The 24,810-nt window shown below is 64.1% G+C and carries 24 protein-coding genes and 1 pseudogene; 13 read left to right on the forward strand and 12 right to left on the reverse strand.

All coding sequences use genetic code 11. The annotated features are described in order from the left end of the window. Positions 1-104: 104 nt before the first annotated feature. On the reverse strand, positions 105-527 hold the full coding sequence (locus tag QTI24_RS31075; protein WP_286605753.1) for a ribbon-helix-helix domain-containing protein: 423 nt from the start codon (positions 525-527) through the stop codon (positions 105-107). A gap of 321 nt (positions 528-848) precedes the next feature. On the opposite strand from QTI24_RS31075, the gene QTI24_RS31080 reads away from it, so the two are divergent. The 4 genes from QTI24_RS31080 (at position 849) to QTI24_RS31095 (ending at position 2,993) form a co-directional block, all read left to right on the forward strand. Then, complete coding sequence (locus QTI24_RS31080; protein WP_286605754.1) at positions 849-1,283, forward strand: Hsp20/alpha crystallin family protein; 435 nt, start codon at positions 849-851, stop codon at positions 1,281-1,283. A gap of 14 nt (positions 1,284-1,297) precedes the next feature. Continuing rightward, a complete protein-coding gene (locus tag QTI24_RS31085; RefSeq protein ID WP_286605756.1) occupies positions 1,298-1,696 on the forward strand; it encodes an Hsp20/alpha crystallin family protein in 399 nt (132 codons plus the stop codon). A 110-nt stretch (positions 1,697-1,806) separates the two neighbouring features. Continuing rightward, the gene (locus QTI24_RS31090; protein WP_286605758.1) at positions 1,807-2,124 is read left to right on the forward strand and encodes a hypothetical protein; all 318 of its coding nucleotides are present in this window, start codon (positions 1,807-1,809) and stop codon (positions 2,122-2,124) included. A 425-nt stretch (positions 2,125-2,549) separates the two neighbouring features. Continuing rightward, a complete protein-coding gene (locus tag QTI24_RS31095; protein ID WP_286605760.1) occupies positions 2,550-2,993 on the forward strand; it encodes a response regulator transcription factor in 444 nt (147 codons plus the stop codon). Positions 2,994-3,221: 228 nt separating this feature from the next. On the opposite strand, the gene QTI24_RS31100 is transcribed toward QTI24_RS31095, so the two are convergent. Then, positions 3,222-3,614 carry a hypothetical protein gene (locus QTI24_RS31100; protein WP_286605761.1) on the reverse strand — a complete coding sequence of 131 codons (393 nt, stop codon included), beginning with the start codon at positions 3,612-3,614 and terminating at the stop codon, positions 3,222-3,224. 241 nt (positions 3,615-3,855) lie between these two features. Further along, positions 3,856-4,051: pseudogene (locus QTI24_RS31105) on the reverse strand (transposase); the annotation flags it as partial. A 655-nt stretch (positions 4,052-4,706) separates the two neighbouring features. On the opposite strand from QTI24_RS31105, the gene QTI24_RS31110 reads away from it, so the two are divergent. Beyond that, the gene (locus QTI24_RS31110; protein ID WP_286605763.1) at positions 4,707-5,177 is read left to right on the forward strand and encodes a carboxymuconolactone decarboxylase family protein; all 471 of its coding nucleotides are present in this window, start codon (positions 4,707-4,709) and stop codon (positions 5,175-5,177) included. Positions 5,178-5,287: 110 nt separating this feature from the next. Further along, positions 5,288-6,823, forward strand: coding sequence for a hybrid sensor histidine kinase/response regulator (locus QTI24_RS31115; protein WP_286605765.1), 1,536 nt, complete (start codon positions 5,288-5,290; stop codon positions 6,821-6,823). Between the two features lie 63 nt (positions 6,824-6,886). Here QTI24_RS31115 and QTI24_RS31120 read toward each other — a convergent pair whose 3' ends face one another. The 3 genes from QTI24_RS31120 to QTI24_RS31130 form a co-directional block, all read right to left on the reverse strand. Continuing rightward, positions 6,887-7,714, reverse strand: a complete 828-nt coding sequence (locus tag QTI24_RS31120; RefSeq protein WP_503011337.1) for a DUF72 domain-containing protein — start codon at positions 7,712-7,714, stop codon at positions 6,887-6,889. Between the two features lie 823 nt (positions 7,715-8,537). Further along, on the reverse strand, positions 8,538-8,744 hold the full coding sequence (locus QTI24_RS31125) for a hypothetical protein (RefSeq protein ID WP_286605768.1): 207 nt from the start codon (positions 8,742-8,744) through the stop codon (positions 8,538-8,540). A gap of 916 nt (positions 8,745-9,660) precedes the next feature. Next, positions 9,661-10,896 carry an AI-2E family transporter gene (locus tag QTI24_RS31130; protein WP_286605769.1) on the reverse strand — a complete coding sequence of 412 codons (1,236 nt, stop codon included), beginning with the start codon at positions 10,894-10,896 and terminating at the stop codon, positions 9,661-9,663. A gap of 329 nt (positions 10,897-11,225) precedes the next feature. Here QTI24_RS31130 and QTI24_RS31135 point away from each other — a divergent pair, with 329 nt between their 5' ends. Together QTI24_RS31135 and QTI24_RS31140 are read left to right on the forward strand one after the other, a co-directional pair. Further along, positions 11,226-12,206, forward strand: coding sequence for a hypothetical protein (locus tag QTI24_RS31135; RefSeq protein ID WP_286605771.1), 981 nt, complete (start codon positions 11,226-11,228; stop codon positions 12,204-12,206). Between the two features lie 1,925 nt (positions 12,207-14,131). Beyond that, positions 14,132-14,875, forward strand: a complete 744-nt coding sequence (locus QTI24_RS31140; protein WP_286605773.1) for a class I SAM-dependent methyltransferase — start codon at positions 14,132-14,134, stop codon at positions 14,873-14,875. Positions 14,876-15,099: 224 nt separating this feature from the next. Here QTI24_RS31140 and QTI24_RS31145 read toward each other — a convergent pair whose 3' ends face one another. Both QTI24_RS31145 and QTI24_RS31150 read right to left on the reverse strand, forming a co-directional pair. After that, complete coding sequence (locus QTI24_RS31145; RefSeq protein ID WP_286605775.1) at positions 15,100-16,809, reverse strand: uracil-xanthine permease family protein; 1,710 nt, start codon at positions 16,807-16,809, stop codon at positions 15,100-15,102. Positions 16,810-17,012: 203 nt separating this feature from the next. Next, positions 17,013-17,474: a carboxymuconolactone decarboxylase family protein gene (locus QTI24_RS31150; RefSeq protein ID WP_286605777.1), complete on the reverse strand. Its 462-nt coding sequence runs from the start codon at positions 17,472-17,474 to the stop codon at positions 17,013-17,015. A 303-nt stretch (positions 17,475-17,777) separates the two neighbouring features. On the opposite strand from QTI24_RS31150, the gene QTI24_RS31155 reads away from it, so the two are divergent. Next, entirely contained in the window at positions 17,778-17,912 is a 135-nt protein-coding gene (locus QTI24_RS31155) for a hypothetical protein (RefSeq protein WP_286605778.1), read from the forward strand. Between the two features lie 240 nt (positions 17,913-18,152). Here the strand turns inward: QTI24_RS31155 and QTI24_RS31160 are convergent, their stop codons facing one another. From QTI24_RS31160 to QTI24_RS31170, 3 genes are read right to left on the reverse strand one after another with little or no spacing between them, the layout of a single operon-like run. Beyond that, entirely contained in the window at positions 18,153-18,755 is a 603-nt protein-coding gene (locus tag QTI24_RS31160; RefSeq protein ID WP_286605779.1) for an SCO family protein, read from the reverse strand. Continuing rightward, positions 18,752-19,186, reverse strand: a complete 435-nt coding sequence (locus QTI24_RS31165; protein ID WP_286605780.1) for a c-type cytochrome — start codon at positions 19,184-19,186, stop codon at positions 18,752-18,754. The genes QTI24_RS31160 and QTI24_RS31165 overlap by 4 nt, the downstream gene beginning before the upstream one ends. A gap of 32 nt (positions 19,187-19,218) precedes the next feature. Further along, positions 19,219-21,201, reverse strand: a complete 1,983-nt coding sequence (locus tag QTI24_RS31170) for a galactose oxidase early set domain-containing protein (RefSeq protein ID WP_286605781.1) — start codon at positions 21,199-21,201, stop codon at positions 19,219-19,221. Positions 21,202-21,664: 463 nt separating this feature from the next. On the opposite strand from QTI24_RS31170, the gene QTI24_RS31175 reads away from it, so the two are divergent. The 4 genes from QTI24_RS31175 (at position 21,665) to QTI24_RS31190 (ending at position 24,038) form a co-directional block, all read left to right on the forward strand. Beyond that, positions 21,665-21,823: a hypothetical protein gene (locus QTI24_RS31175; protein ID WP_286605783.1), complete on the forward strand. Its 159-nt coding sequence runs from the start codon at positions 21,665-21,667 to the stop codon at positions 21,821-21,823. A gap of 108 nt (positions 21,824-21,931) precedes the next feature. After that, positions 21,932-22,684, forward strand: a complete 753-nt coding sequence (locus QTI24_RS31180) for an SGNH/GDSL hydrolase family protein (RefSeq protein ID WP_286605785.1) — start codon at positions 21,932-21,934, stop codon at positions 22,682-22,684. 286 nt (positions 22,685-22,970) lie between these two features. After that, the gene (locus QTI24_RS31185) at positions 22,971-23,717 is read left to right on the forward strand and encodes a hypothetical protein (protein ID WP_286605787.1); all 747 of its coding nucleotides are present in this window, start codon (positions 22,971-22,973) and stop codon (positions 23,715-23,717) included. A 75-nt stretch (positions 23,718-23,792) separates the two neighbouring features. Then, positions 23,793-24,038: a hypothetical protein gene (locus tag QTI24_RS31190; protein WP_286605789.1), complete on the forward strand. Its 246-nt coding sequence runs from the start codon at positions 23,793-23,795 to the stop codon at positions 24,036-24,038. A 183-nt stretch (positions 24,039-24,221) separates the two neighbouring features. Here the strand turns inward: QTI24_RS31190 and QTI24_RS31195 are convergent. Further along, positions 24,222-24,810 (reverse strand): DUF5666 domain-containing protein (locus QTI24_RS31195; RefSeq protein WP_286605791.1); only part of this gene is annotated, 589 nt, incomplete at its 5' end.

A 24,810-nucleotide genomic window follows, 5' to 3' on the forward strand; every position in this document is an offset into this window, starting at 1 on the left:
CAAATCCGAAATCAACTCTGACATTACGTGCCCACGTTCTTGTACATGGGTACGTAGCCTCACACTTCGTCGCGCTCGAAGGAAGGGCGTGGTTTATTGCGCGCTTACATTCGTCCGGCGAGCGCAGTCTTGACAGCGCTGCTTGCCTGCAGCGCTCCGAGCACAGTGATGGATTCGATGGCAGCCAAGGCCAATTTGGGGGTCACGTCGTGACCGAAGCTCGCGAGACCGAGCACACGGATCTGCAACTTCTGCCCCGAAGCTCGTGCGGCTTCGAGATCGGCCGCCGAGACGTGTTGGAGGCCGAGCACCAGCAGCTTTCGGGCAACTGCCTGCTTGAGGGCATCGCCGTGTGCGGCCAGCCGGTTGCGAATGGCGGTGCGGATGAAATCCGTCCGATTCGCGTAGAAGCTCTCGGCGACCAGGAGGTCGATGTGACCGAGATCGACAAAGCCCAGATTGATGGTGATCTTTTCAGATTCGGCCACCTTGGCGGGAGGAAGCCGAACGACAGTGTTTGAAGTCATGTCGCCATCCTATCACCATCCAGTGGGATGGTGTGCGGATGGTGTTGGGCTGGACACCTAATTCTGCCCAGGCTCGCCGCCGAGCGAGCTCCGAAGCGAGGCGACGCGCGACTGAGGTTCTTCCGTGCCGCAGTAGGGCCCCCGGGGCTCGCCCAGCGCCAGGTAGGCGTTCACGTCTGGTGTCGCGACTTTTCGACCTGTGCCGTGATATGGCGGGTTGCGTAGGCGCTCTTGAAAATTGGTGCGCGGTTCCTACTTCGTTGATCGGAAGCGCCGGAGACGCCTCCGGTGCTCTGTTCAACCTGAATGGAGGTACTCGCCATGTATCGATCACTTTTCCCGCGTGACCTGTTTGCCGAGATAGATCGCCTGCAGCGCGATATGCAGCAGGCCCTGGACCCGTCTCCCACCATTCGTGGCCTCGGTCGCGGCTTCCCAGCCCTGAACGTCGGGGGCACGCCCCAGACTTTGGAGATCTATGCGTTCGCCCCTGGCCTGGACCCGGATGCTCTGGAGGTCACACTCGACCGAGGAATCTTGACCATTGCCGGCAAGCGTGAACCCTTGCAACCCGGCGACGAAGCAGACGTTGCGGTTCATATCAACGAACGGTTCGAAGGACCGTTCCGTCGGGTGATAGCCCTCTCGGAAGATGCCGACCCGGAGGCGCTCACCGCCACTTACCGGGACGGCGTACTGCGAATCACCGTCCAACGCCGCGCATCGAGCCAGCCCCGACGCGTCGCCATTCAGTGAAAGGAGCCATCATCATGAACGACCTTGAAACCCGAAAGCCCGGCACCCTGGGTGCGATGGCAAAGGACACCTCTGCTTACAGCGCGGCGGCTCTGACGCCAGCCGTCGACGTGGTGGAAGACAGCACGGGCATCACGCTCCACGCAGACCTGCCAGGGGTGTCCAAGGACAAGCTGCAAATCCAAACCGAAGCGGACACGCTCACGATCGAGGCCGAACTCGATCTCCCGGTGCCGGAGGGCCTTCAATCCACTCATACCGAGGTGGCTTTGGGACGCTTTCGCCGAACGTTCAGGCTGAGCCAGGAACTGGATCCCTCCAATGTGACGGCAAAGCTTGTGCAGGGCGTGTTGATTCTGAAGATTCCCAAAGCTGAGCATGCGCAGCCAAGGCGCATACACGTGGACGGGTAAACGGCAAGTAGGTCGGCCACCGACAACAACTTGTCGGTGGCGCCGACCCAAACCGCGGCGAGCGCGCGCTAGTCTTACGCGCGCTGATTCGAAGCATAAGAGGAGATGCCATGTCCGTTGAATTCTTGAGGCAGATTGCTGCCACGCCCCTTCCCAAGTCGTTCAACGTAGTCAAGGATATTGATGCGATCCAGATCCTGCGCGAGGCCGGCTTGGTGCTTGCACTAATGGATGAGCCCCCCGAGTGCGCCGCCAGGGTCCTTGCGATTACGGCGAAGGGCCGCGACGAGCTCATGCGGTTTCACTACCCTGACGGCCACCGCCCGCGCCAAGGCACCCCCAAGGGCAATTGGCTGCTTCTGGCCGCGCAGCGCGCGCGACAAGCCATGAAGCGAGCGGACTCGTCCGGCAGACGCGGCGCCTCCTAGGACCGTCGACCACCGAAGACGGCCTCAGCCCAACCCTTGCACCTGATGGCGAACCTCGCCCCGATGACGGATGTTTCGAATCGGGACGGCGCAGTGGGTCGCGGGGCGCTGGCGCTTGCGCCGGATCGATTTCCTGTCCTGGAACTGCTGATGGCTGTCGTGCAATTGATGGGTCCGACCGCAATTCCGAGGCTGCTCTCGCGATCGCTTCATCGGGAGGGGCATCGCGTTACGCGTGCGAGAACCTCATCGCGTGCGCGACCCAAGAACCGGAACGGGGTCCCGAGGTCGGCTACGTTCTCGTCGACATCGATGTCCCCGGAAACCTGAAGGCGCTTCCCGGCTCGCTGGCGTACGCCGCCACCCACGGGGTCGCCGCGGTCGTCCTCGCGACGCGCCCAAGCCCTGCCGGCAGCATCGCCGCGATGAAGGTTGGCGTCTCGGACTTCCTGATCAAACCGGTCGCGGAACCCGTGCTGCGCGAGGCCGTCGAGATGGCTCTTGTGAATGGTCGCAGGCAGCACAGCAGGGCGTCCAGAATTGCCTTCCCAAAGGAACGATATGGATCCCTGACCCATCAGGAACGGGTGGTCGCGCGATTTGTCTGCGAAGGCCATCGCAACAGGGACATCGCCTCGGCGTTGCCGAGCGCACCATTCAGAACCATAGGAAGTTGGCATTGCGGAGACTGCCCGTTGATTCCGTGCCCGATCTGGTTCACGCCTTCTCGCTCCTGGACTTCGACGACCCGCCTTGCGGCGCGCCGGTCGAGACAGGAGCCAACGTTCAAGATGGATAGCAGGGTCGACGCCACCGACGATGGATCGCTTCCGCTGTCCCACCTGCCGTCGACTGGAGTCGACGACTGACAAGAGGGCCCGCAGCGGTCCTAGCGACAGCTCCGAAGCAGCCGCCGCGCCCACGTCACCGATGCAGCTTGCGGCAGGATGCAGTCCCGTTTGCCCTGTGCTCGACGAAGGGCCGCCTGCCATGCGCGAGGAGGTGCGGAGCCCGCGCGACACCGAAGCAGGGCGATTCGTGCTCCGCCTGTTTTCGGAAGAACGCGTCCGCGCTCCGCGCGGTGCCTGACGGCCTTCTCAGGTCTTCGCCGACTTCTTCGGCGCTCTACTCGCTGCCTGCAGGGCTGCCGCCTGCGCAGCGTGCTTCTCGGCACGCGAGGGCCTGTGGGCCTTGCCAGCCTTGGCCTTCTTGGCCTCCTTGGGCTCCTTTTGTTCCTTGGGCTTCTCCTTGGCCTGAGGGTGGTGCGTCCTCACCAGCTTGTCGACGGCCTTCGCCCTCGGCTGCTGCGCTTGCGCTTGGCGCTTTGCACGCTCCTCTTTGAGCAGGCGGCGCTCCTCGACCAGCGCCTGTTCGGCTTCGGACGGCTCATGGTCCGCCCCCAGCGAGTGGACGCGGTCCATGGTCGCCTGGTGAAGCTTCGCGCCGTTCCTCGCGATGCGGTGGGTCAGCGATGCGATGCGAATAGGCATGTTGCGATCCTCGTGGTGGGTGGAAGACCAATGTAGGCCAGCCAGCCGCGTCCTGCCAATCGATTTGTATGGCTTCGCCCCTGCGGCGGCAGTGAATTTCTGCTGCCGGAGCAAGGGCTGTGGCCAATGCCTCCTTCTGGCCCCGACAGTTCCGGTTTGCGGTCCAAGTTCGAGGTCGCCTTCTGCTGCTGCACAGCTGCGTACGACGGGCGCTGTCGAACGGCAGGGCAGGGCTGCGGATTCAACCGGTCGATGCAACACATTCGCCGAACATCTACAGCGGGTGTATGGAAGCCGAGCGTCTTGCGCGGCCTCTCGTTCAATTGTCTCGCGATCGCGTTGAGTTGAAGCTGTGAGAACCCGGAGATGTCCATGCCCTTCGGCATGTACCGCCTGAGCAATCCATTCGTGTTCTCGTTGCTTCCGCGCTGCCATGGTTCCAGCCAAGGCAAGCGTGGCCACAGTGGATAAGCCGGCGATCAAGCTGCTGCCTCGCGGCGACCGTCAGAAGCCGATCGCCGCCAGCGCTTAGACCGCAGTGGACGGGAACGGTTGGCATACGGCTGCTGTGCCTCGGATACCGGCGCAGATCGAGCTGAACCGTCGGGAGCGCCTTCGCCTTCGATCCCGGGCCGGGCTTTCCGCCGGACCGCAATGGTCTGGAGGTTGCGGACAGGTCAGTGCAGGGGCACTGGAAGAGGTTCGCAAGGCCTGCGCCGCCCACCCGGCGGAGGCGAAATAGCTTCGCGACTCGCCGCGCGACTGCGCACCATGGCCACGGGAAACGGGGTTCTCCTCCCACACCTTCCCGACCTGCGTAACGGTGCCGCAAGCAACGGCCTACAAGACGAAGTCGCCCCTGGAGACACGGGCTTCGGTTTAAAGCTGTCATGATGAGGCGCTCGTTGCCGCGCGATCTGAAGGTGTTGGCATACGGCCTAGATGCCCTGAGCAAGCCGCGCAGCATGCGCCGCTTTCGATTGGTTCCCGATAACAAGTCGCACCTCTTCCACCATGTCCCACCTCGAAATCGTTGAACCCCGAGAGGCTAGCGAAGAAGTGTGCGCACTCTACCTAGACTTCCAACGTCGCATGGGATTTCCCTCCGCGCCGAACTTCATCAAGGTCCAAGGCCACTCCCTGGCCGCGGCGAGCGGAACCTGGGGGCTCGTTCAGAACACACTCGTAGGCGGGTCGCTTCCACGCACCCTGAAGGAGATGGTCTTCGCTGCTATCTCCGCCGATCGCAAGTGCCAGTATTGCGAAGCTGCCCACCTCGCATGCTGCCGGATGCTCGGAGTCGACGAGGAGACGCTCGAGAAGCTGTCGACCAACGTTGAAGACGTCGATCCCGTCAAGGCACGTGACATCATCAAGTTTGGCATCAAGTGCGCCCGCCAACCTCAGGCCCTGACCAAGCTTGACTTTGACCATCTCCGCTCCCACAGCTTGCGGGAGTCGGAGATCATGGAGCTCATCTCCATGTCCGCCCTGGCGGTCTACGCGAATATCGTCGCCGACGCCACCGCCGTGCCGCCTGACGAGATGTTCGGTCAGCTCTAAGTCGTGGACAAACTGCGCGAGATCACCCGGCTGAATCTTGCGCTCGAGTTGTCTCCGAGTGCGCAGGGCTCGTCGACGCCGACGCGGTTGCTCGCGTCGTTGGCGAGCGGATGCGCTGGCTCTTCGACTTCGACGCTTGCGTGCTTGCCCTGCGGGTTGGCGGGGGGGATCGTTGGCTTTCGATGCGCTCCGGCGACGAGGGACTGGCCGTCATGGCGGATGATCACATTTGCCCAACTCGCGGCCTGGCTGAAAAGGCCATGGCGTCGGGTTCCCCGGCCGCATCCGGCCAGCCCATGTTTGCTCTCGCCTATCCCCTTGGAAATGTGGCGCAGCCGCTAGGGGCGCTATGCATCGAAGGCTCGAGTGCCTATTCGAATCGCGACTTGCGCTTTTTGCACCACGTGTGCTCCGGCCTGGGAGCGGCCCTCGTGCGCATCGAGCAGTCCGATCATTTGGCTTCCGTCCAGGCACTGGCCGCCGCCCGCGACCGGGCGGCGAGCGACGAGGCGCGGGCCGCCAATGACGCGAAGGACACCTTCTTGGCCATGCTGGGGCACGAGCTGCGCAACCCTCTGGCGCCGATCCTTGCTGCCGTCGAACTGGTCCGTCGCGACCCCTCGGGCCCGACGCTCGCACGCGTCGAAATCGTCGAACGGCAAGCGCGCCATCTCGACCGCCTCGTCGGCGACTTGCTCGATGTGTCTCGCGTGACCTCCGGCAAGATCAACTTGCGGCGCTCGGCGGTCGACCTGCGCGACGTGGCGGCGAAGGCAGCTGAGATGGCTCGGCCTCGGATGTTGGGCAAGAGCCAAGATTTGACGATGGATATGCCGGAGTTCCCTGTGATGGTCGACGGTGACGAGGCGCGCTTGACCCAAGTTGCCTGCAACCTTCTCAACAACGCATCGGCCTACAGCCCGAAAGGCGCACACGTCGAGCTGCTTCTCCAGAACGGCGTCGGAGAGGCCCTGCTGGAGGTGCGGGACGAGGGCATCGGCATTGCCCCCGAACTCCTTGGCAGCATCTTCGAGCTGTTTGTTCAGGGTGGTCGTAGCAAAGAAGTGGCGCCCGGCGGCCTCGGGTTGGGACTCGGGGTGTCTCGCGCGCTCGTCAACCTGCACAGAGGCACCATCTCGGCGTCGAGCGAGGGCGAAGGTCTCGGCAGCGTGTTCCGGGTCGCTTTGCCGCTTCTACCTGTCCGCGCACCGGAGCTCGCGCCGGCAGCTTCCGAGATGGGTGAGCCGGCGCCGGCGGACGTATTGCGAATCCCGGGAAGAATCCTGCTGGTTGATGACAATAGGGACGCGGCTGACTCGACCGGCGAGTTGCTGAGAGACTTCGGTCACGAAGTGCTCGTCGCCTACGGGCCGGTCGAGGCGCTCGCCTCTGTAATCGCCTTCGCTCCGGAGGTCGCAGTACTGGACATCGGCTTGCAGGTCATGGATGGCTACGAGCTCGCCCGGGAGCTGCACAAGCGCCTAGGCTCTGGCGCGCCAGCGATGATCGCGCTTTCAGGCTACGGCCAGGAGCGCGATCGCAAGCGATCCGCCGAGAGCGGTTTCGCGGCCCACTTGGTGAAGCCCGTGGGCCTGTCCGAGCTGCTCGCCAACATTCAGGGCGCTCGCGCCCGCGCGGCCTTCTGAAGGTATGGCGCAACTGCCGCGATACCGGCATCGATTCCGGACCGCTGCGCCGTGTCGAGTGGCTCAGACGGCGGCCTCGCTTTCCACACCCGGTACACCTGCCAGCATCGCGTTGAGCCGCAGCGCGTCGCCGGCGGACTCGCCGGCTGCGGAATTGTCGAAGATGCACCAGCAGTGTTCGGCGCCCGCCGCCGCCGCCGCCAGCCGCGGCGCGAGCAAGCTGAGTAGGCTGTCCTCGTAACGTGACCAGTACATGCGCGGCGACCCGTGCAGCCGCAGGTAGACGGTCTGCGGCCATCCACCCGGTGCCGTTCCCGCCTCATGTCGCACCGGGTCGGCCAGCACGCGGCCGAAGCGCCAGCTCGCGAGCAGCGCATCGACTTCCGGGGTGAACCAGCTGACATGACGCGGCTCAATTGCCACCGGTCCTGCGTAGCGCCGGCGCAGCGCTGCGCCGAAGCGGCCCGCCACACGCGAGTCGAAGGCCAGGCTGGGTGGGAGCTGAACCAGCAGGCAGCGCAGTCGCTCGCCGAGGCCCTGGACCTGATCCCAGAACACATCGAATGCCGGCATTGCGCGAACCAGGCGCAGCTCGTGTGTGATGGCCTGCGGGAGTTTGACGCTGAAGGCAAAGTCGGGTGGCGTGCTCCCTGCCCAGCGCTCGTAGGTCTGCCAGCGATGCGACCGGTAGAACGAACTGTTGATCTCTACGGCATGGAAGCGACTGGCATATCGGGCAAGGTGCGAGGGCCCCGCGTCGAACGCGGACGCGAAGGCGGGCGGCATGTTCCATCCCGCGCAACCAAGATGGAGCCGGCGACCACGCGACGCAGCAGGGCTGGCGCCGCGCGTTGCGTGAGCGCTCGTGGATCCATCTCGTGGATTGTTCATCTAACCTTTCGTCGACCGACGGCCGCCGATCGACTGTGGCGTGCGCGGCCGACGCCTGCGCGAAGCGCCAGCCTCGACTTCGGGTCGCCTATGTCCTACGCCTTCGCGTCCTTCGACATTTGCATGCATGTCTACCGCGCCGTCGCTCGCCTCCCTGGCATAGGCATGACGTCGCGCGCCCAAAACCGGCAGAGCAGGAAGAGAGGAAAGGCAGAGAAAAGGAGGGCTTGCGGAAATGTCGAACGTGCAGCGCACGTGATCGCTACGCGATCGACCTACAACTCTTCGAACGTGTTGTCGCGCTGCGTTTCGCTCGACCATTCATCGATGAAGTTGCAGGCCCTCGAATCCAGGGCCCAGCCGATGCAGGCCGGATCCATGCCTTCGCTCGGGATCGCGATGCATAGCCTGCACGTGCCTCGGTAATGCAGATCGGCATGCGCCGGACTCCTGCTCGAGCCAGTGGCTTCGACATGAACGGACCAGCCGCGGTATTCGAAGTCCGCGCCTCTGTCGGAGTGTGTCGTTTCGGGTGCCTCCTTGCGTGCAGGATGCTTCGTTCGGCTTCTCGGCCCGGCCACGCCTTCCCATCCCGACGCCGGCACAGTGATGGACGCGTTGCGAGGCGATTCTGTGGACAACAGTGAATTCTTCGGGGGATGAGTCTGTGGAACCGCCCGGTGCGGTCTCGCAGACTACGTTGCCTTGAAAAGAGGGGGGCCCGTTGCACGCGTTGGATGGGTGCCCGGACGAACGTGATCCCCACGGATGAGGAAACCGCCAAGGTTCTTCTTGAAATGAGCCTTGTTGTTGACGCTGACCGCTAGTCTCTGGTTAGGAGGCTCGCGCGTATCTGGTCGCCCGCCGTCTCATCTTCGCTGCCGTAGTCATCGCCGAGCACCGCGCATTCAGCGACCACGCTTTCAGCGAAAATCTGAACAGCGGCCGGAATTGCGTCGCCGGCTTTGAGAAGGCCAGACATCACAGCCAGATCGGCGAAAACCTCGATGCGGTCGCGATTGGTTTCCATTGGGGAATCCTACGCCTGGCACGGCCGGTGTCGCCACCTCGTGTGTAAGTCTTGTTTCACTCGCGGGGAGCTTGAGAACGGAAGCCGAGCGAGGAAGAGAACGGATGTGAACGTAATACTTAGGTGCACTTCTCGTTGAGGGTGTACGAGAGAATTCGCGGTCAACCTCGCAGCTCAGCTTGCGCGCGCCGTCCTTGATCCTCGATGTGTACGTGGTCCATGCCTACCTCGATCCGCCGAATCGCGATCTGTGTCGATGAGATCATGGACCATGGGTACCGCTGGAGCTTCATCGAGCAGAGGGCGAAGCCCTCCCAGTGGACTGAGATCCAAGCGGCCGAGGAGGCGAAGGCGACTTACCGGGGAAGCTAAGGCGGGCGATCGGTTGAACCTTGCAAGCCATGGGCGGCGATTTGGACAAGTGGCCCTGCGAAGTCGCAGAAGCGGAGCCGCTAGGCTGTCGACAGCCGCTTTGGCTTTGGTGACCTGGCACCTAGAAGGCTTGACAAGGACAACGACCAGCGTTGCTGCTTGCAACTCGCGCTCGCGCGCCGCGCGAACTCAGATCCGCGAAACACGTACCCGCTGGCCTCACCGGGCTTTGCGGTGCCTGTGCGGACAGACTCGAAGCGTTTCTCCAGCCCTGCGGACCTTGTCGAACACGAGGTCCGCGCTGGCATGCGATGCGTGTGGCCTCTATTGGATAGTTGGTGAGTTCGCCCGATGTCTGGGGATGCGCGTGACGGGATGCCGCACAACACGCGAATGGCAAGCTCCATGTTCAATGCTCCAAGCGCAGCAGTGGGCGGACGCATGGGCCTGAGGTTGCGGTCCGATTGGTGGGAGTCGCGCTAAAGAAATCCGGATGGCGTTCAAGGTCTGCTCGCAGTTGTGCCTGTCGTCCCCGACACGCGGATCACCCAGCCGGAACTGGATCGACGCGGTGGAGCTTGAAGGGTTGCGACACCAATGGCATGTCAGCGGTCAAAGGTGCCTGCACCATCGCCGGCGTGCAAGGTTCTGAAGGCACTGTGAGCGCCACACCCGCCCCCCCGTCGACCCGATCGGCGTTGGACCGTCGGTCCACCACGGCCGCCTCCGTGTCTGCTTGCCTCATGTCGGCGAACAGCGACCAAGCTGTCATGAACAACGCCGCAATGACCGGGCCGAGAACGAAACCATTGATACCGAAGATTGCCATGCCCCCGATGGTGGACATCAGGACGATGTAGTCGGGCATCTGCGTTTCCTTGCCGACCAGAAGGGGGCGCAACAAGTTGTCGATCAAGCCGATCACCACGACACAGAACGCGATGAGACCAACGCCCTTGAGCACGGAACCGATGGCGAGCAGGTACAGCGCCACAGGCAGCCAGATCAGGGCTGCGCCAATGGCGGGCAACAGCGACAGGAACGCCATGAGGACTCCCCAGACGAGCGCGCCCTGCACTCCGAGGAACCAGAAGGCCAGGCCGCCAAGTCCCCCCTGCACGACCGCCACGGCGACGTTTCCCTTGATGGTGGCGCGCGTCACGGTCGTGAACTTGTTCAGCAAGTAGTGCGTGTGGGGCTTGGCGAGAGGAAAGGCATCGCGCACTGTCTTCGACAACTCCGCGCCGTCGCGCAGCATGAAGAAGAGCAGATAGAGCATCACCCCAAAGCTCACGACAAACTCGAACGTGTTCTGCCCGACGCTGAGCGCTCGGGCTGCGAGCAACTGACTGCCTTGGGCCGCCAGGCCTTCGATCCGCTGCTGGACGCCCGTCATGTTGCCGAGGCCGAAGCGGTTCATCAGATTCGTCAGCCAGCGTGGGAAGGCGGCGACGATCTGCTCGAAATAGGCGGCGAAGTTCAACTGTCCCGACTGGATCTTGTCGCTCAACACCATGATGTCCTGCACCAGGGAAGCGCCGACCGCGGCGAGGGGCAACACGACAACCACCGTACACAGCAGAAGCGTCACCAACGCCGCGAGCGACCTGCGTCGGCCCATGGCTTTGCTCAGCCTCCTGTACAACGGACTGAAAAGGATGGCCAAGGCGATCGCCCACATCACCGCGCCGAAGAACGGTTGCAGGATCCATAGGAATCCGATGGTCACTCCTGCAAGCAGGATGAAGAAGACGGTGCGCTGCACACTGGCGGTGTTCATCGAAGGCATCCAGTCGATAAGGGAGGCGGGCAGGCGACGAGATGCTCGGCGACTTGCCCATCGCACGAAGATGCACCTGTGCCTACGTATCAGCTGTGGGACAGTGCGCCGACACTGGGGTGGCGGTTGCAGCGGTGCCCGATTCGCTCTTTGGTACGAGGTTTGTCGGCCAGAACGGCTGAGATGCGAGCGATCCCTCAGCGCGACTATCCGCTACTGTGGAGTTAGCACGAGGCCGTAGGCATGTGGACTACTTGAAAGCGCGTGACGGGACGACCATTGCCGCTGCGTGGGAGAACGACATTCCGTGCTCCACAACAAGGACTGCAATGGCGGACTACAGAGACAATTCAACGCTAACGCCGCGAGATCCTCGGATCGCCGCGGCGCAATCTGAAAACCTCGCAGCAGGAAGCGCAGTGTCATGGGGAGCGATCTTCGCTGGCGCAGTGGGTGCCGCTTCGCTTTCTCTGATTCTTCTACTCCTCGGAACGGGCTTAGGTCTTTCTTCGATCAGCCCCTGGGCGAGCGAGGGCGCGACCGCGGCCACGATCGGGGTCGCAACCATTCTTTGGCTCACGTTCACGCAAATCGCCGCGTCCGGCATGGGCGGCTATTTGGCCGGCCGGCTTCGCACCAAATGGGCGGGCGTCCAGACTGATGAAGTGTATTTCCGCGACACTGCCCACGGCTTCCTGGCTTGGGGTGCCGCCACGATCATCACAGCGGCCCTGTTGACGTCAGCGATCGGGTCAATCCTAGGCGCGGGTGCACAAGCTGGGGCCTCGGCTGTTACCGGGGCCGCTACGGCAGCCACCGCCGCTGGAGCGGCGAGTGCTGCGGGATCTAACGCCGCTAGTGGCGCCGGTGGAGGGCCGATCAGCTACTTAATCGACTCCCTCTTTCGAAAAGAGTCAGGAAGCGCTGCGACGGCCGGCGCCGCCACGCCAACAGTTGGCAGCGTGAGTCCGCCTGAGCGCGGCACGGGAGCCGCTTCCTCCGAAGTGACCCGCATTTTCATGAACAGCATCCGCAGCGGCGCGTTGCCGCCTGCAGATTCCACGTATGTGGCGCAGTTGGTCTCTCAACAAACGGGGCTCAGCCCACAGGATGCGGAGAAGCGGGTTTCCGAGATCTACGCCAAGGCGCAAGCCGCCTTGAACGAAGCAGCAGCCAAAGCGAAGGCGGCGGCAGATAGCGCGCGAAAGGCCTCCGCCTATGGTTCCCTGTGGCTCCTCATCTCGTTGTTGATTGGCGCGTTTGTGGCGAGCTATGCCGCGACCTACGGCGGCCATCGCCGCGATCTCTAACTTGACGAAAGGGAATTCAAATGCGCTCGCTTCTGCTTCTTTTTCTCGGCGTGCCGATTCCGATCATCATCTTGATTGCCCTTTTCTTCCGGTAGCTCTCTCATCCCGTAGATCCGCGGGGTGGGCTCCCGGGCGTATAGGGCTCAGCAGGCTTCCGCGTCCGAAGCTCTAGCGGAGCCTGCCAGCAGCAGAATTCCTCACACGAGAGAGACCACCTGCCCGCCCAGCGATCGCCGCCTCGATGCTTCAATTTCATTTCGCCAAGGAGGGTCGATGTCCAGGATCGTATTTGCTTACGGCGATGAGGAGTTCCTGTGTGGCGCGATCGAGGAACGGCCAGGGCTATTCCGTGCGCAACTTGAAAGGTTGCGTCCGTGGCCGGAGCCGGAGACTCTTCTGCTTGCGCAGGGCTCTCAGGGCTTCCAATCCGAATGGGCGGCCCTCCGATGGGCGGAGCAGATGGCGGTGCGCTGGGTCCAACAACAACGCGCCCAACGGGCCGGTGTTGGACTTCGCTCGACGTCGCGAGGATCAATACTTGATTAGTGGTCCATTCCCAGAGGCTGACCCTGTCCGCGGCGATTCGCCCCAAGCCGATGCACGTCGAGCACAGCACTCACTGTGGCGACAACTTCGCGTCGAACCCATCCCTTCGCTGCAGCAGCCACAGCCTGAAACGCAGGCCGTCGAAGTGGCGCCGATGCCTGTGCCAGTGCCAGCCGAGCCGCAGGTCGCGGCGTCAGAAGAGCCGGCCTCCCAGGAACGACAGCCTGCCGATGCACCTCAATCCGCAGAGCCTCCGACGCAAGCGCTGGCGGCCTCGGAGCGGAGGCACCAGCTCCTCACAGCGCGACAGGACCATGACGAGGAAAGCCGCCGCTACCCACACCGCCACAGGCGGCCGCAAGACAGCGGTCGCCGATCCGTTGGCGACCGATATCCAGCGACCGATCCGAATGGAATCATCCCGAATCACCAGCCCAGCACCGGCGGCGCGGCCGATCGTGCCGGTTCCAAGTAGCACCGCACTTAGAGCAGGCGGCACGACACGTTGCGATCCATGCAACCCCTTTGGCGAAGCGCTGTGCGTGAACGCTCCCGCGCCGGCTGCGCAGGCGGCGAATTCTTCTTCTAGTGCCTCGGTCTCCGGCGCAGCCTCGAGCCAGGCTTCGAGTGGAACTGCGGCATCCGAGGGTACGAGCCCGTCCGGTGCCCTCGCTGTCGCGAACAGTACGGCAGACCCGGGCGGCAGCTCGCCAAGCGCTGGCAATGGACCGGGTGGCGGATCCGCGGGGAGTGCTACCGCAGGCGGGGCTGCAGGCGCAGGCGCTGCCGGTACAGGCGCTGGTAGCGCAAGCGGTGCTACTGGGAGCGGAGCCAGTGGAGATGCGGGCGGCGGTGCCGGTGGCCCCGGTGGCGGCCCCGGTGGTGGTGGCGCTGGCAACGGGCGTTGATCTGTGAGCGCCAAGGGTCTCGAAGTGTTTTTTCGACAGCGAAGGGAGTCAGTCCATGTTCGAACGGTTCGGGAAGAAAAAAAAGTGAACCATCCCTTGCCGGAAATCGACCATCCGGCCATGGGCCGCCTGACTGGCGCGTCAGGGGTTCTACTGGGAAGGATCGTCGAATCCGAGCATGGCGTCATCGTCGTTTCGATCAACCCTGACGGCCAGCCCTTCGAAAGCCTCACTCTCCCTTGCCCCGTCGCCCTTGACGCCCGCTATGCAGCCGAATGGTCCCTGCGACTTGACGCAAGGATCTCGCGCGCACCTTCTGGGTCGTCCTGATCGACTCGCCCCTGCGCACTGCCCCCGGGAGTTGTCTTACACCCAGCCGCGCCGAGTTGCCCACGCCCCTGGCGAGCGAATCCGGCCCACTGGCTGATTCAGCAATCCTCCCCGCGTCGGTAGCGACAGAAGGAAAATTTCATGGCACTCATCACGGCCGCCATCAAGCGGGTACTGCCGGACCCAGTGGTCAAGGCGATCCGTACCTATCGAGGTCGATCCAAACTCAAGGAGTTCACCGGCCTGACCAACCAGGAAGTCTTCACCAAGATCTACGAAGAGGGGGCCTGGGGGGCAGCGCACAATCCCGGACAGACATTCTTCTCCGGCAGCGGGTCGCGTGCCGATGCCGTCGTGAAGACCTATGTCGACGCAGTGGGACGGTTCCTTCGCTCCCTGGACCGCAAGCCCGACGTCGTGGATCTTGGCTGCGGCGACTTCCATGTGGGGTCGCGCCTGCGCTCCCTGTGCTCGGGCTATGTGGCCTGCGACATCGTGGAACCCTTGGTAGCCTTCAATGCCAAGAGCTTCGAAGCGATCGGCGTGGACTTCCGGACTCTGGATTTCACGAAGGATGAACTACCTTCGGGCGAGGTCGTATTCGTCCGCCAGGTCTTCCAGCACCTGTCGAATGACGACATCGCGAGGGCCCTGCCGGGAATCCAGAGCCGGTATCGCTACCTGGTTCTGACCGAGCATGTGCCCCATGCTCCGTTCACCCACAACCTCGACAAGGCCTCCGGACCGGACAATCGCCTGGACATCCACAGCGGCATCGTCCTGACAAGTCCACCGTTCAACCTCGCACCTGTAAAAAGCACGATCCTCTGTGAGGTAGAAGAATGGGGAGGAATCATCAGAACGGTCCTCTATCGGCTCCACTAGGGCCAATTGATAGGTGGAAGTTGACACGGAGCCGACGCATGGGCCGAGCAACTTCGCCATCAAAAAGCGCGTGCGGGCTCGAGTCGTCCGCAGGGACACGGACCCACCGTTGCACTCAGTTGCCGGCAACCGCAGCACGTCGTGGCTTCATCAGCATGGGGGAGCCCGTTTCATTCGATCACCTCCTGACAGCGTGGCCAGCTGGCAGCGGCGCGCAAGCGCTGCTAGTGATCGAAGTGGAACGCGACCGACGCCCGCGGTCCCGAACGCCGCGAGGTCACGCGATCGGCAAAGCTGCGCAGCAGGAAGCCGGCCAGTCGCCGCTCGCCATCGTCCGAATCGATGAGCTCATCAACTGTCGGCCGCTGCTGCGGCAGCTCGAGGTCGAGACCGTCGTACGACACCTGCAGGTCGAGGTTGAACTCGTCGAACGCGGCTTGGATAGCGAGCGGACCGGTGGCGACGCCACTCGACACCAGCGTTTCGATCGACTGCACCAAATTGAATTTGGCGCGGACGATGACGTCGCTGCGCGCGCCCCAGGCGGCTCCGTGCAGGTCGAGGAATTGCTCGAGCGCCGCCGGGTCGACCGCGCCCGGTGTCACCGTCATCGAGACGCTGCGTCGCAGGCCAATGCGAAACAGCAGGTTCAGCCCGAGTCCCACCAGCGTGCCCAACACCAGCGAATTGCCAAACGAAGGCTGCAGCGCCGCCGGCAGAACCATCACCAGCCCGGGGAAGATCTCCACCGCCAGGCCAAACACGATGGCGAGGCCGATCACCAGTGTCTTGCGGGCGTCAAGCAGGCGCGAGGTCATGATCAGCAAGCCGTTGATGATGATGAAGGTGGACGAGAACACCAGCGCCGCACCGAGCACCGGCCGCGGGATGAGATTGAACAGCAGCCCCAGCTTCGGAACGAAGGCGAACAGCAGCAGGATCAACGCCACCGACCAGCCGATGCGCCGGCTGACGACGCCGGTAGCGGTCGCAAGGCCGACCGCGCCGGTGGACGAGTTGATGCCCGGCGCCCCCAGCGCCCCGGCCGCCACCGAGCCAAGTCCATCGGCCAGTACGCCGCGGCTGATGGAACGCATGTCGGCGCGCACCCAGCCGGGCTGGCTGGCCTTCTGCGCGGTCGTGACATTGCCGATCACCTTCAGCACCGCGGCCACCGAGGCGATCAGGAAGGGGAGCACTAGCGTGGTGTCGAAGGACCAGCCAACCGGCCCCCAGGCCGGAACGGCCAGCACGGGCGCCGTCGCCACCCGCGCAATGTCGTGGGCGTCGAGCCGGCCGAGCGCCCCGCCGAGCAGGCAGCCGGCGCCCAAGCCGATCAGCACGCTGAACACGCGCAGCCAGCCGCGGCCCCAGACGTTGAGGGCGACCATCAGAGCAAGCGTGCCGAGGCCCAGCAACAGGTCGATCTGCGCCGGCTGCATGTTGGCCTGCGAGCCACCCAGCGCGGTGCGCAGGCCAACCACGCCGACCGAGATCCCGGCCAGCAACACCACCAGGCCGGTTATTTCTGGCGTGAACAGTGGACGCAGGCGCGGCAACAGGCGCGCCAGGGCCATCTCGAAGAGGCCCGCAAGGATCGTCATGCCGAACACCGCGGACAGCTCCCCGCTGCGCGCGGCGATCAGCGAGGGAACGATGTAGACCACGCTTGGCGAAGGCTGGCACAGATAGCCGGAGCCGATCGGCCCGACGGTGATCACCTGCAGCACGGTGCCGACGGCCATCGCGATCAGCGTCGCGCTGACCATGGCCGCCGCCACCTCGGCGGTGCTGCCTGCCGCCTGCGCGATCAGCACAGGGTAGACCAGGAAGATCGACATCAACCCGACATGCTGCAGGCCGCTGAGGACGTTGACCCCGAGCGGCGGCGTCTCGTCGACCCCATAGATCAACCCCACGGGCTTGTGCGCCATCGGCTTGCGTTCCTTTTGGTTGAGGCGCGTGCGGGCGAGGAAACCGCCGTGCGATCGCTTGGCCGCGCGGATCATAGCCCGGCGGGAAGCAGAAGCGGTCAGAATCGAACGGGGTGAAAGAACGCGTTCGCGTTGGAGCGCGAATAGCGAAGCGAGAGTCTCTTTGCGAAGGTGACCCTGTCCAACCGCACAGGCCGCGCGGATCAGTCGACGGTGTAGGGCGTTTCGGGCACCTGCGTGTGGAAGCTGGCGTTGAGCATGTTCCACGAGCGGATCGCGCAGACGGCGAACGAGAGGTCCGCGATCTGCGCATCGCTGAAGTGCCGCTTCACGGCGTCGAAGTCCACATCGCTAGGCGTACGCTCCGGAACCGCGTTGACGGCCTCCGCCCAGTTGAGCGCCGCGCGCTCGGCTTCGCTGAAGAAGCGCTGCGCCTCGCGCCAGGCAGCGACAGCGTTGACATGTCGAGGGTCCATGCCCTGCTTGAGCAGGGTGGCCCAGTGCATGTCGATGCAGAAAGCGCAGCCGTTAATCTGACTGATGCGCAAGTTCACCAATTCCCGCAGCCGCTTGTCCAGCGTACTGCCAGCGGCGTGGGAAAACTGGGCGCCGGCGCGCGCGGCCGTGGGCGCGAGGGCGTGATAGTCGAGTCGGGGTGCGGACATCGTGAGCTCCTTGTCGTTTGAGGTTTGGGGGAACACCTCTTAGACGGCCGGGCACATCGCTTTGTGACAGGCGGCGGTGCGGTACGCGCAAATGTTGGTCAGATCGTCCGGTTTGCGGACCAGTTATATGGACACGATGCGCGTGCCATGCGTCACGACGGCCTGCGGCGATTCGAGCTGCGTTGCGCAAGAATTGCCGATAGGTCGATCGCTTCGTAGGCCAGCTTGCTGTAGGAAGCGCGAAGTCGGGCAGCAGCGTGGTCACCGCAAGCGGATGCAAAAGGTGATGTGGACCGCGGGAAGGTGAGCATCGGTGAGCGCGACGGTACATGGGCATCGACATACGACATCAGGGCGGCACAGCTCGAAGTCACTGTCGAATGGCAGCGGCGCGACCCGACGGAGATGGGCTTCGGCGGGGCGAAGATCATCTGGTGATGTGGCCGATCCAGTGAAGGCCCCGTGGCCAGCGCTGAGTTGTATCGAGTTCGGCCTTGGACCTTGTCTGCGCAATTCAGGTCAATGTTGTGCCTTGCCGGCGCGCGGATTTCGGATCTCCTGCTGCAAGGTGCTTTGAATGCAACTCGCTCCATGCGAGGGACTTCCTCGACCTGGGTGAGGTTGCTGCGCGATCCGCCGCTGGCGGCTTCCGGCGCCTCAACCGCGGCTTTGCGCCGGCTATGCAGCGCGCCGAAGCGCGGACATCACCTCCGCCGTCGGCGGCAGCTCTGTGGTGCGCCAGACCAGCCTGGCCTCGCGGTCGAACACGTGGACCTGGCCGGTATGGCGGTCGCCAGCGGCCGCTGCGCCCTTGAACAGGGAGAGCATGCCATCGAGCGCCTCGTGGGTGGGTGCGGCCGCGCTCCAAGCGGGACCTGCGCCGAAGCGTCGCAACCAGGCGCTGAGCGCAGCCGGGTCGTCCGCCAGCGGATCGATGCTGAGCGACAGCAGGCGAAGCCTCGTACCGTGCTGGGCCTCCATGGCAGCCTGCAGCGCAGCGAACAACGCGCCCTGAATCGGGCAGACGGTGCTGCAGCCGGTGAACATCAACTGGACGGCGGTGACGGCTCCGCGCAACTGCGCCGCCAGCGTGCGCGGGGCGCCGTCGTGGCGTCGCAACGGCAACGGCGGGGCCGCCACGGCCGGCACCACCGGACCCACGCCGACCGCGGCGCGGCCCGTCGCGGGCATCCCCAACAAGGCCAACGCGCCCACCGTCAGCAAGCGCCGCCGACCCAGCAGCGCCGGCCAATGCCGGGCCTGAACCGGGCGCGCGTTCACCTGCGGACCTCCTGCGTCAGGTAGTCCCACAGGGCCGCGCACTGGTCATCGTCGACCTCAAAGCGCGGCATCGCGCGCGGCAGCACGACATGGGCCGGATCGACGCCGGTGCGCAAGGTGCGGCAGAAGGTAGCCGGTTCGTAGGCCACGGGCGGACCACCCCGGCGCGGCCGGGCTTCGCGCAGTTCGCGCCGATCGAGTGGAGGTGCGAAAGAGGAGCCCGGTGAATCGCGCGCGTCTGGGCCGGCATGGCACTGGCTGCAACGCGTGGCCGCGGCAGGCAAGGGCGCCCTGTGGCCTGACAGCGTGCCGGCGAGCGGCTCGGTACCGTTGAACAGGCGCGCACCGCGCGAGACTGAGGGCGGCTCGGCCGGCTCTTGCCATCCGAGCCCGGCGCGCCCCGCCAGTGCCATGGCGAACGCCAGCGTCATTGGTAGTCCCGGCTTCGGAGCGTGGCGGCTCATTACTGGATGTTGAGTGTGCGCGCCGCACTTGGCACGCCTTTGGCGTCCATTGCGAACAGCATGTAGTTGCCCGGCAGCACGACCCCGCGATCGACCGGAATGCTCACCTGGTAGGTGCCCCCCGCGCCGCTGAAGGAGAGCGGAATGCGACGTTGATCGGTGTTCACTGAATGGGTGACAGAACTCATGCGCACGAGCGCGAGGTGTTCTACGGCCACGTCGGTCTGCACGGTGATCTGGCTGCCCCACGTGGCGGTGCCCGGTGCGGCCACGATGACCGGGCGTGGAGCGGGCGAACCGTCTGGCGCCAGCAGATAAGGCGGCGTGTAGATCTCTGCATCCGGGTGGTCGCCGCTGCACGCGCAGAGGCCGCCGCCGCCCGACAGCACACGGCCGTCCATCAGCAACAAGGCCACGCTGTGATAGTTGCGCGCCCTTTGCATCGGCGGCAGGGTGACGAAGCTCTCGGTCGCCGGGCTCCAGAGCTCAGCTGCGAGCACGCTGTACGCATCGGAAAAAATCAGGGGCTGCGTCTGGCCACCGATCACGACGACCTCGCCGTTGGGCAGCACCACGCTGTTGACGAAGGTGCGCCCGTATGCCATCGGCGCCACCCTTCGCACAGCGGGCGCATTCGGCGGGCCGGAAAGGATGTCAATGATGTAGGCCGAGTTGAAGGCGACGCCGCTGTCGTGGTTGGGCGCGCCGCCGAGCTTGAGGATCTTGCCTATGTCGTACATCACGGCGCTGGCGGTCATGGCGTAGGGGTCGTCGCCGCGCGGGCCGGCCTGCAGGATGGCTCCGTTGTCGCGCGTGTCGATCCAGTGCATCGCGGCGGCGGGCCCCGCATGAAACACCCAGCCGTCGGCCACGCCGAACAGCCACATGTGGTTGTCGCCGCGGTACACCCCGGCCGCATCGGGGCCGTTCAGCGGGGGGGCAGAGGCATTGGCCGCGCTCGGCATTTCCGACGGCACACCGGCCAGCGTGCGCCAGGTCCGGGAGGTGGCGGACCATAGCTCGCCGGACTTGCCGCCTTGTCCGCCGTCGAACGAACCGCCGACCGTAAACACGGAGCCATCGGACAAGATCGTGCTGGCGTTGTAGGCGCGCGCGATCCCGAGCTGGGCGCCAACCGTCCAGCGTCCCAGCGCCGGGCTGTACAGCGATGTTCTCGTCGCGTTACTGCCACCACTGACCAGGACGCTGCCGTCGGCCAGCATGCTGAGCCCGGGACAGAACATCTGGTGAGCGGTGGCCGTGACCGAGAGGCCGCCGGTCGCCTGCGTCGTCGGATCGAACACCGAGGTAAAGGTCCATGCGTGCCAGCTGCTCTTGGAGAAATCGTAAGGCGAACGCCCTGCCCACATCAGCAGCCTGCCGTCCGGCAGATGGGCAGCCGAGGCGGGCACCAGCGGCAAGGGAATGATGTCGGACCAAGGCTTGCTTGCGGCTGTCGACTGCGCCGCGGTATAGCCAGGGGCCGTGAAGTCGTACACATTGGCAGGCAGCCACTCTCCGTCGACGCGGGACCTGAGCCGCACCACGATTGCTGCGCCGTCGGCCGGCAGGCCGCCCACACTCAACGACGTAGTGGTCGTCACGATGTCCTGAAGGGGTGGGGCCCCAGGGGGCGACTCGATCGTGACGCCGTATTCACTGGCGCCCCGATCGGACCAGACAAAGGTCACCGTGCGGCCGGACAGCTTGCTGCCCGGCGTTGGACTGATCAGAGCCGCGCCCGGTTCCGTGGATGCGTCCGGCTTGGCTGCAGAAGCCGTTGCCCCTTGTACCTTGCCTGCAGGAGTGGCAATGCCCTCCTTGGCTATAGGAGCTACAGCGCTGCCCTCCTTGCCTGGAGGGGCGGCAGCGCTGCCCAGCGCGCCGCTGCCGTCGCCGCTGCCACCGCCGCACGCAACCAGGAGTGCGAGCGACACGGAGCCGAGCCCACAAAAGGCTCGCATGGATGGAACGTTTCTCATCGCTCATCCTTTCAGTGGTCTTGCCGGTGAGAAGCATAGACCTCGGACGTGCGCGTGCCCACTTCATGTTTGGTGGAATGTCAAAAGACACATTCGCCGAGCCACGCGCTCTCGGGGCGATCTCGGTATGGCCAGCAGCGCCGGGCCGAGATTCTGCGCCTGTCGGCGGCGCCCGGGAGCAAAGCGCCACGAAAGCACGAAAACCGAGATCACCCCGTTCTGCGCAAGCGCGCCGAGATGGCTGCCGCCAGGGCGTTCAAGAGGCTGAGCACCTCGAAGGCGAACTTCGCGAGAGACTGGGACCCACGTCCTCATCGCCGGGTCTCTGCAGTACTGAAGCGAGCGGCATCGACATCGGCCAGCCATTGAGCACCGACGACGTCCGCGCGATCCATGCGGCGATGGCCGCTATGCCGTCTTGGTGTGGCGCTGCCAGCCCCTCACCGGGCAGCAACAGCTCCATTTGGCGAAGTCGCTCGGGCGGCTGGACCTCGGGCTCAAGAAAGTCTTCAAGAGACCGGAGCGCCTCGAGGATGAACGACTGATCGATATCTCCAACGTCGACGCCCTCGGCAACGTGGCGCGGCGTGATTCCCGGCTCGTCGGCGCTGTAGCGGGATGACCATTTCGACGGTGCCGTTGACTTGGAACCCTCGCCATTCCGACCAAACGATGTCAATGTCCTGCGGGCCACGCAGGGAGCGGTCTTACCGAGTTGAGGAGATGAACCATGATTCCTGTTCTTGTTGCCGTGCTACTGGCAGGATTCCTTGCCGGTTGTGGAGGGGGGGGCGATGGGGGTTCGGGGAGCACCGTACTCGCCACCATCGGCAAGTCCGTCGCAGTGCCTGATGCCAGTCCCGCGAAGGGGCAAGAGGATGCGACCCTCAACAAGCCTGCCGAAGATTCATCACTCTGCACGGTCGAGATCTATGGCGACTCGATCATGGCCTTCAACGGGACCGCGACAACTCCCGTGATGATGCTGCAGCTCGTCAGACCCAACCTGCTGGTGGTCGCCGATCATTCGGTCCTGGGCATGAGTCTTGGCGACCTAGCGGCGCCCTTTCCTTACTTCACTCGCAGCGCGCACTTCGTGATCATCGAGAACGGTGTCATCGATGCGTGGGCAGGGAGAAACATCAACACAGTGATTTCTGAGTACTACGCCATCATCCAGAAGGTGCGGGATGAGGGCCGCGTGCCGGTGCTGACGGGCTTTTCGCGCCAGGCCAGGGGTGGGCCACTTCACAGCGTGTCACTCCAACTCCGGGACTTTTATGACGCAGTCATTCAAGCGATTGCCACGAACAACGGCGTACCCTTTGCCGACTGGGGATCGGTGCCGTTCTATGGCGCATGGGACCTTATCGACTTCGTGCATCCCAACAAGAACTACAGTGACAGGCTCATTGGACGACTCGCGATGACACTCGACCCGCTCACCACGAACTGCACGAACATTCTGGCTCCTGCGGGCTGATGGGGCGCCGGTGGCTGACCCGATTCCCTGGGCGTGAACGCAGCCTACCGCCATCGGCTGTTACGTTGCCGCAGATTCGAACGCGCACTTATGAAGTAGGAAGACTCCGACATACATGCCCAACCCTTGATGTAAGTTAAAGGTCAATACACAGTCAAGGCGCAATCCTATGTCTACCGTCTGTGAACGGTGTGGGCAAAGCAACCGTGCAACCGCGATGTTCTGTATCGGGTGCACTGGGAAGCTGCCCGGCTTCGCCCCATCGGGCCCTTCCGCGCTTGAGACGATGAAGGCGTTGTCGACTCAATCGCGCGGTGCTGAGTCCATTGGCGAGGCATTTTCAAGCCACGCCCCCGACCCCTTGCTGCCGTCCGAGACGAAGGCGTTTTGGCTGCAACTCGGAGCGCTCGGCGTGGCCATGGCGATCGGCTTCGTGGGCTGGTTCCAGCACGTCGTGGAAAAGCCCTCCGCCCCCGCGCGGGGCAAGCTGGTGCAGACGCCCGAAGCCCCCGCGCCATCCAAAGAGGTTGCATCGCCAATTCCGCCTCCCCCTCCGGTCGTTCCACGACGCGCATCGCCGCCTCCCGTTTCGGCGTATGTCCCCACGCCGGAGCCCAGGGATGCCATCGCATCGCTGCCCCGTGCTCCGGTCCCTAACGTCCGCGAGCAGGTCGTCAAACCCCCTGCAGCGGACACCGACGTTTCGCCGCGAGAGTTGAGCCGCGATCCCGAGGTTCGGGCCGTGGAGAGCTTCTATCGCGCGCTATCCGCGGCGGACGGAATGACGGCGGCAGCGTTCGTCATCCCGGAAAAACGTGGTCTCGGCCCGTTCAACGCAGCCAATATCTCAAGATTCTTTGGATCGTTTGATCGGCCGCTCCTCATTCGGTCGATCCGCTCGATCAACGCCAGCCTGGTCGAGGCGAAATACAGCTATCGAGTTTCCAGGACAACGTGCGAAGGAACCGCGATCGTCGAAACTGAGCGGGTCGGCCAGGAAACGCTGATACGGCGCATTCACGCCAACTGCTAATAGCAGCGCGGACGACTGCACGATGTCGCACAGCTCACCCGTCGATCTGCACGCGTAACTGAGAAGGAGCACGAGATGTCCGAACAGTACCGTCGTTTGGCCGTCTTTGTTGACAACCCCGGCGAGGGAAATTTCGTTTGGGTCGTGCTCGAGAGCACTGGCGATCCGGCAGTCTGGCTCGATCTGGAAACGGGCTATGACTCCTGTCCCACTTGGATCGAGGCCTTTGAATCAGGCAACGCGGCATTACTTGCCTACGTCGACGACGAAAACATAGGACCGGTCGTCGAAGCGCTAGCAGAAGGCGAAGATGGTGACTAGCGGGGACTCGCCGCGCCGTGGGGCGGCCAGGACAGCACATGAGGCGGTCTCCGCCTGAAGTTGCGACCGGTCAGGCAACCTCGTTGAATCTCGCCTGCGACTGCATTCAGGCAACTTGATCGGCTTCTGCCGCATTCGGAAGCTAGGGCCACGGCTGTAGAAAGGATGGGGGGCTCAGACCCCTCAGTCGAAGACGACGTGCGTCGCCCCCAAGACATCGTTGGCGATTCGATCGCCTGTGATCGTCACCTTCGTACCGTTGCGCAGGTTCGCTTCAGTTCCATTGGTGAACTGTGCGTGAGTTGCGTCCACGGCCTGTCCCTTCACCTTGAAATCCGAAGACGACTTGAATGCGCCGATGGAACCGATCACCTGGAACGCGTCGCTGTTCCCGCCGCTCCCCGGTGCCTTCTTGACCTTGATCTTGGTGACCAGCAGGATTCCGTTGGAAACGGTCCCCGCAACGTCAACCTCCACCCCATTGCCAAGCGAGGACAACGGTCCACCCGAGACCTTGGCCGAAGAAGCATCCACTGGAATGCCGAGGACACGGAAGAAGTTTGCCCCCGCATAGTCCGTCACCACCCCGCCGAGTTGCCGTCGCGCGCCATTGATGAGCGACAACGGGTACCAAAGCTCAACGGAGCGGGCTTTTAACAGTCCAGACGAAGGCTGCGAGTCTGCGCGAACTCGCACATTGACACCCGAGGTCAGAGCGCCCGCTTCGGTTGTCGCTGCCCTGGTGTCGATGGTCAGTCCCCCGATCGTGAAT

The organism is Variovorax sp. J22P240, from assembly GCF_030316855.1.
Classification (GTDB): Bacteria; Pseudomonadota; Gammaproteobacteria; order Burkholderiales; family Burkholderiaceae_C; genus Variovorax.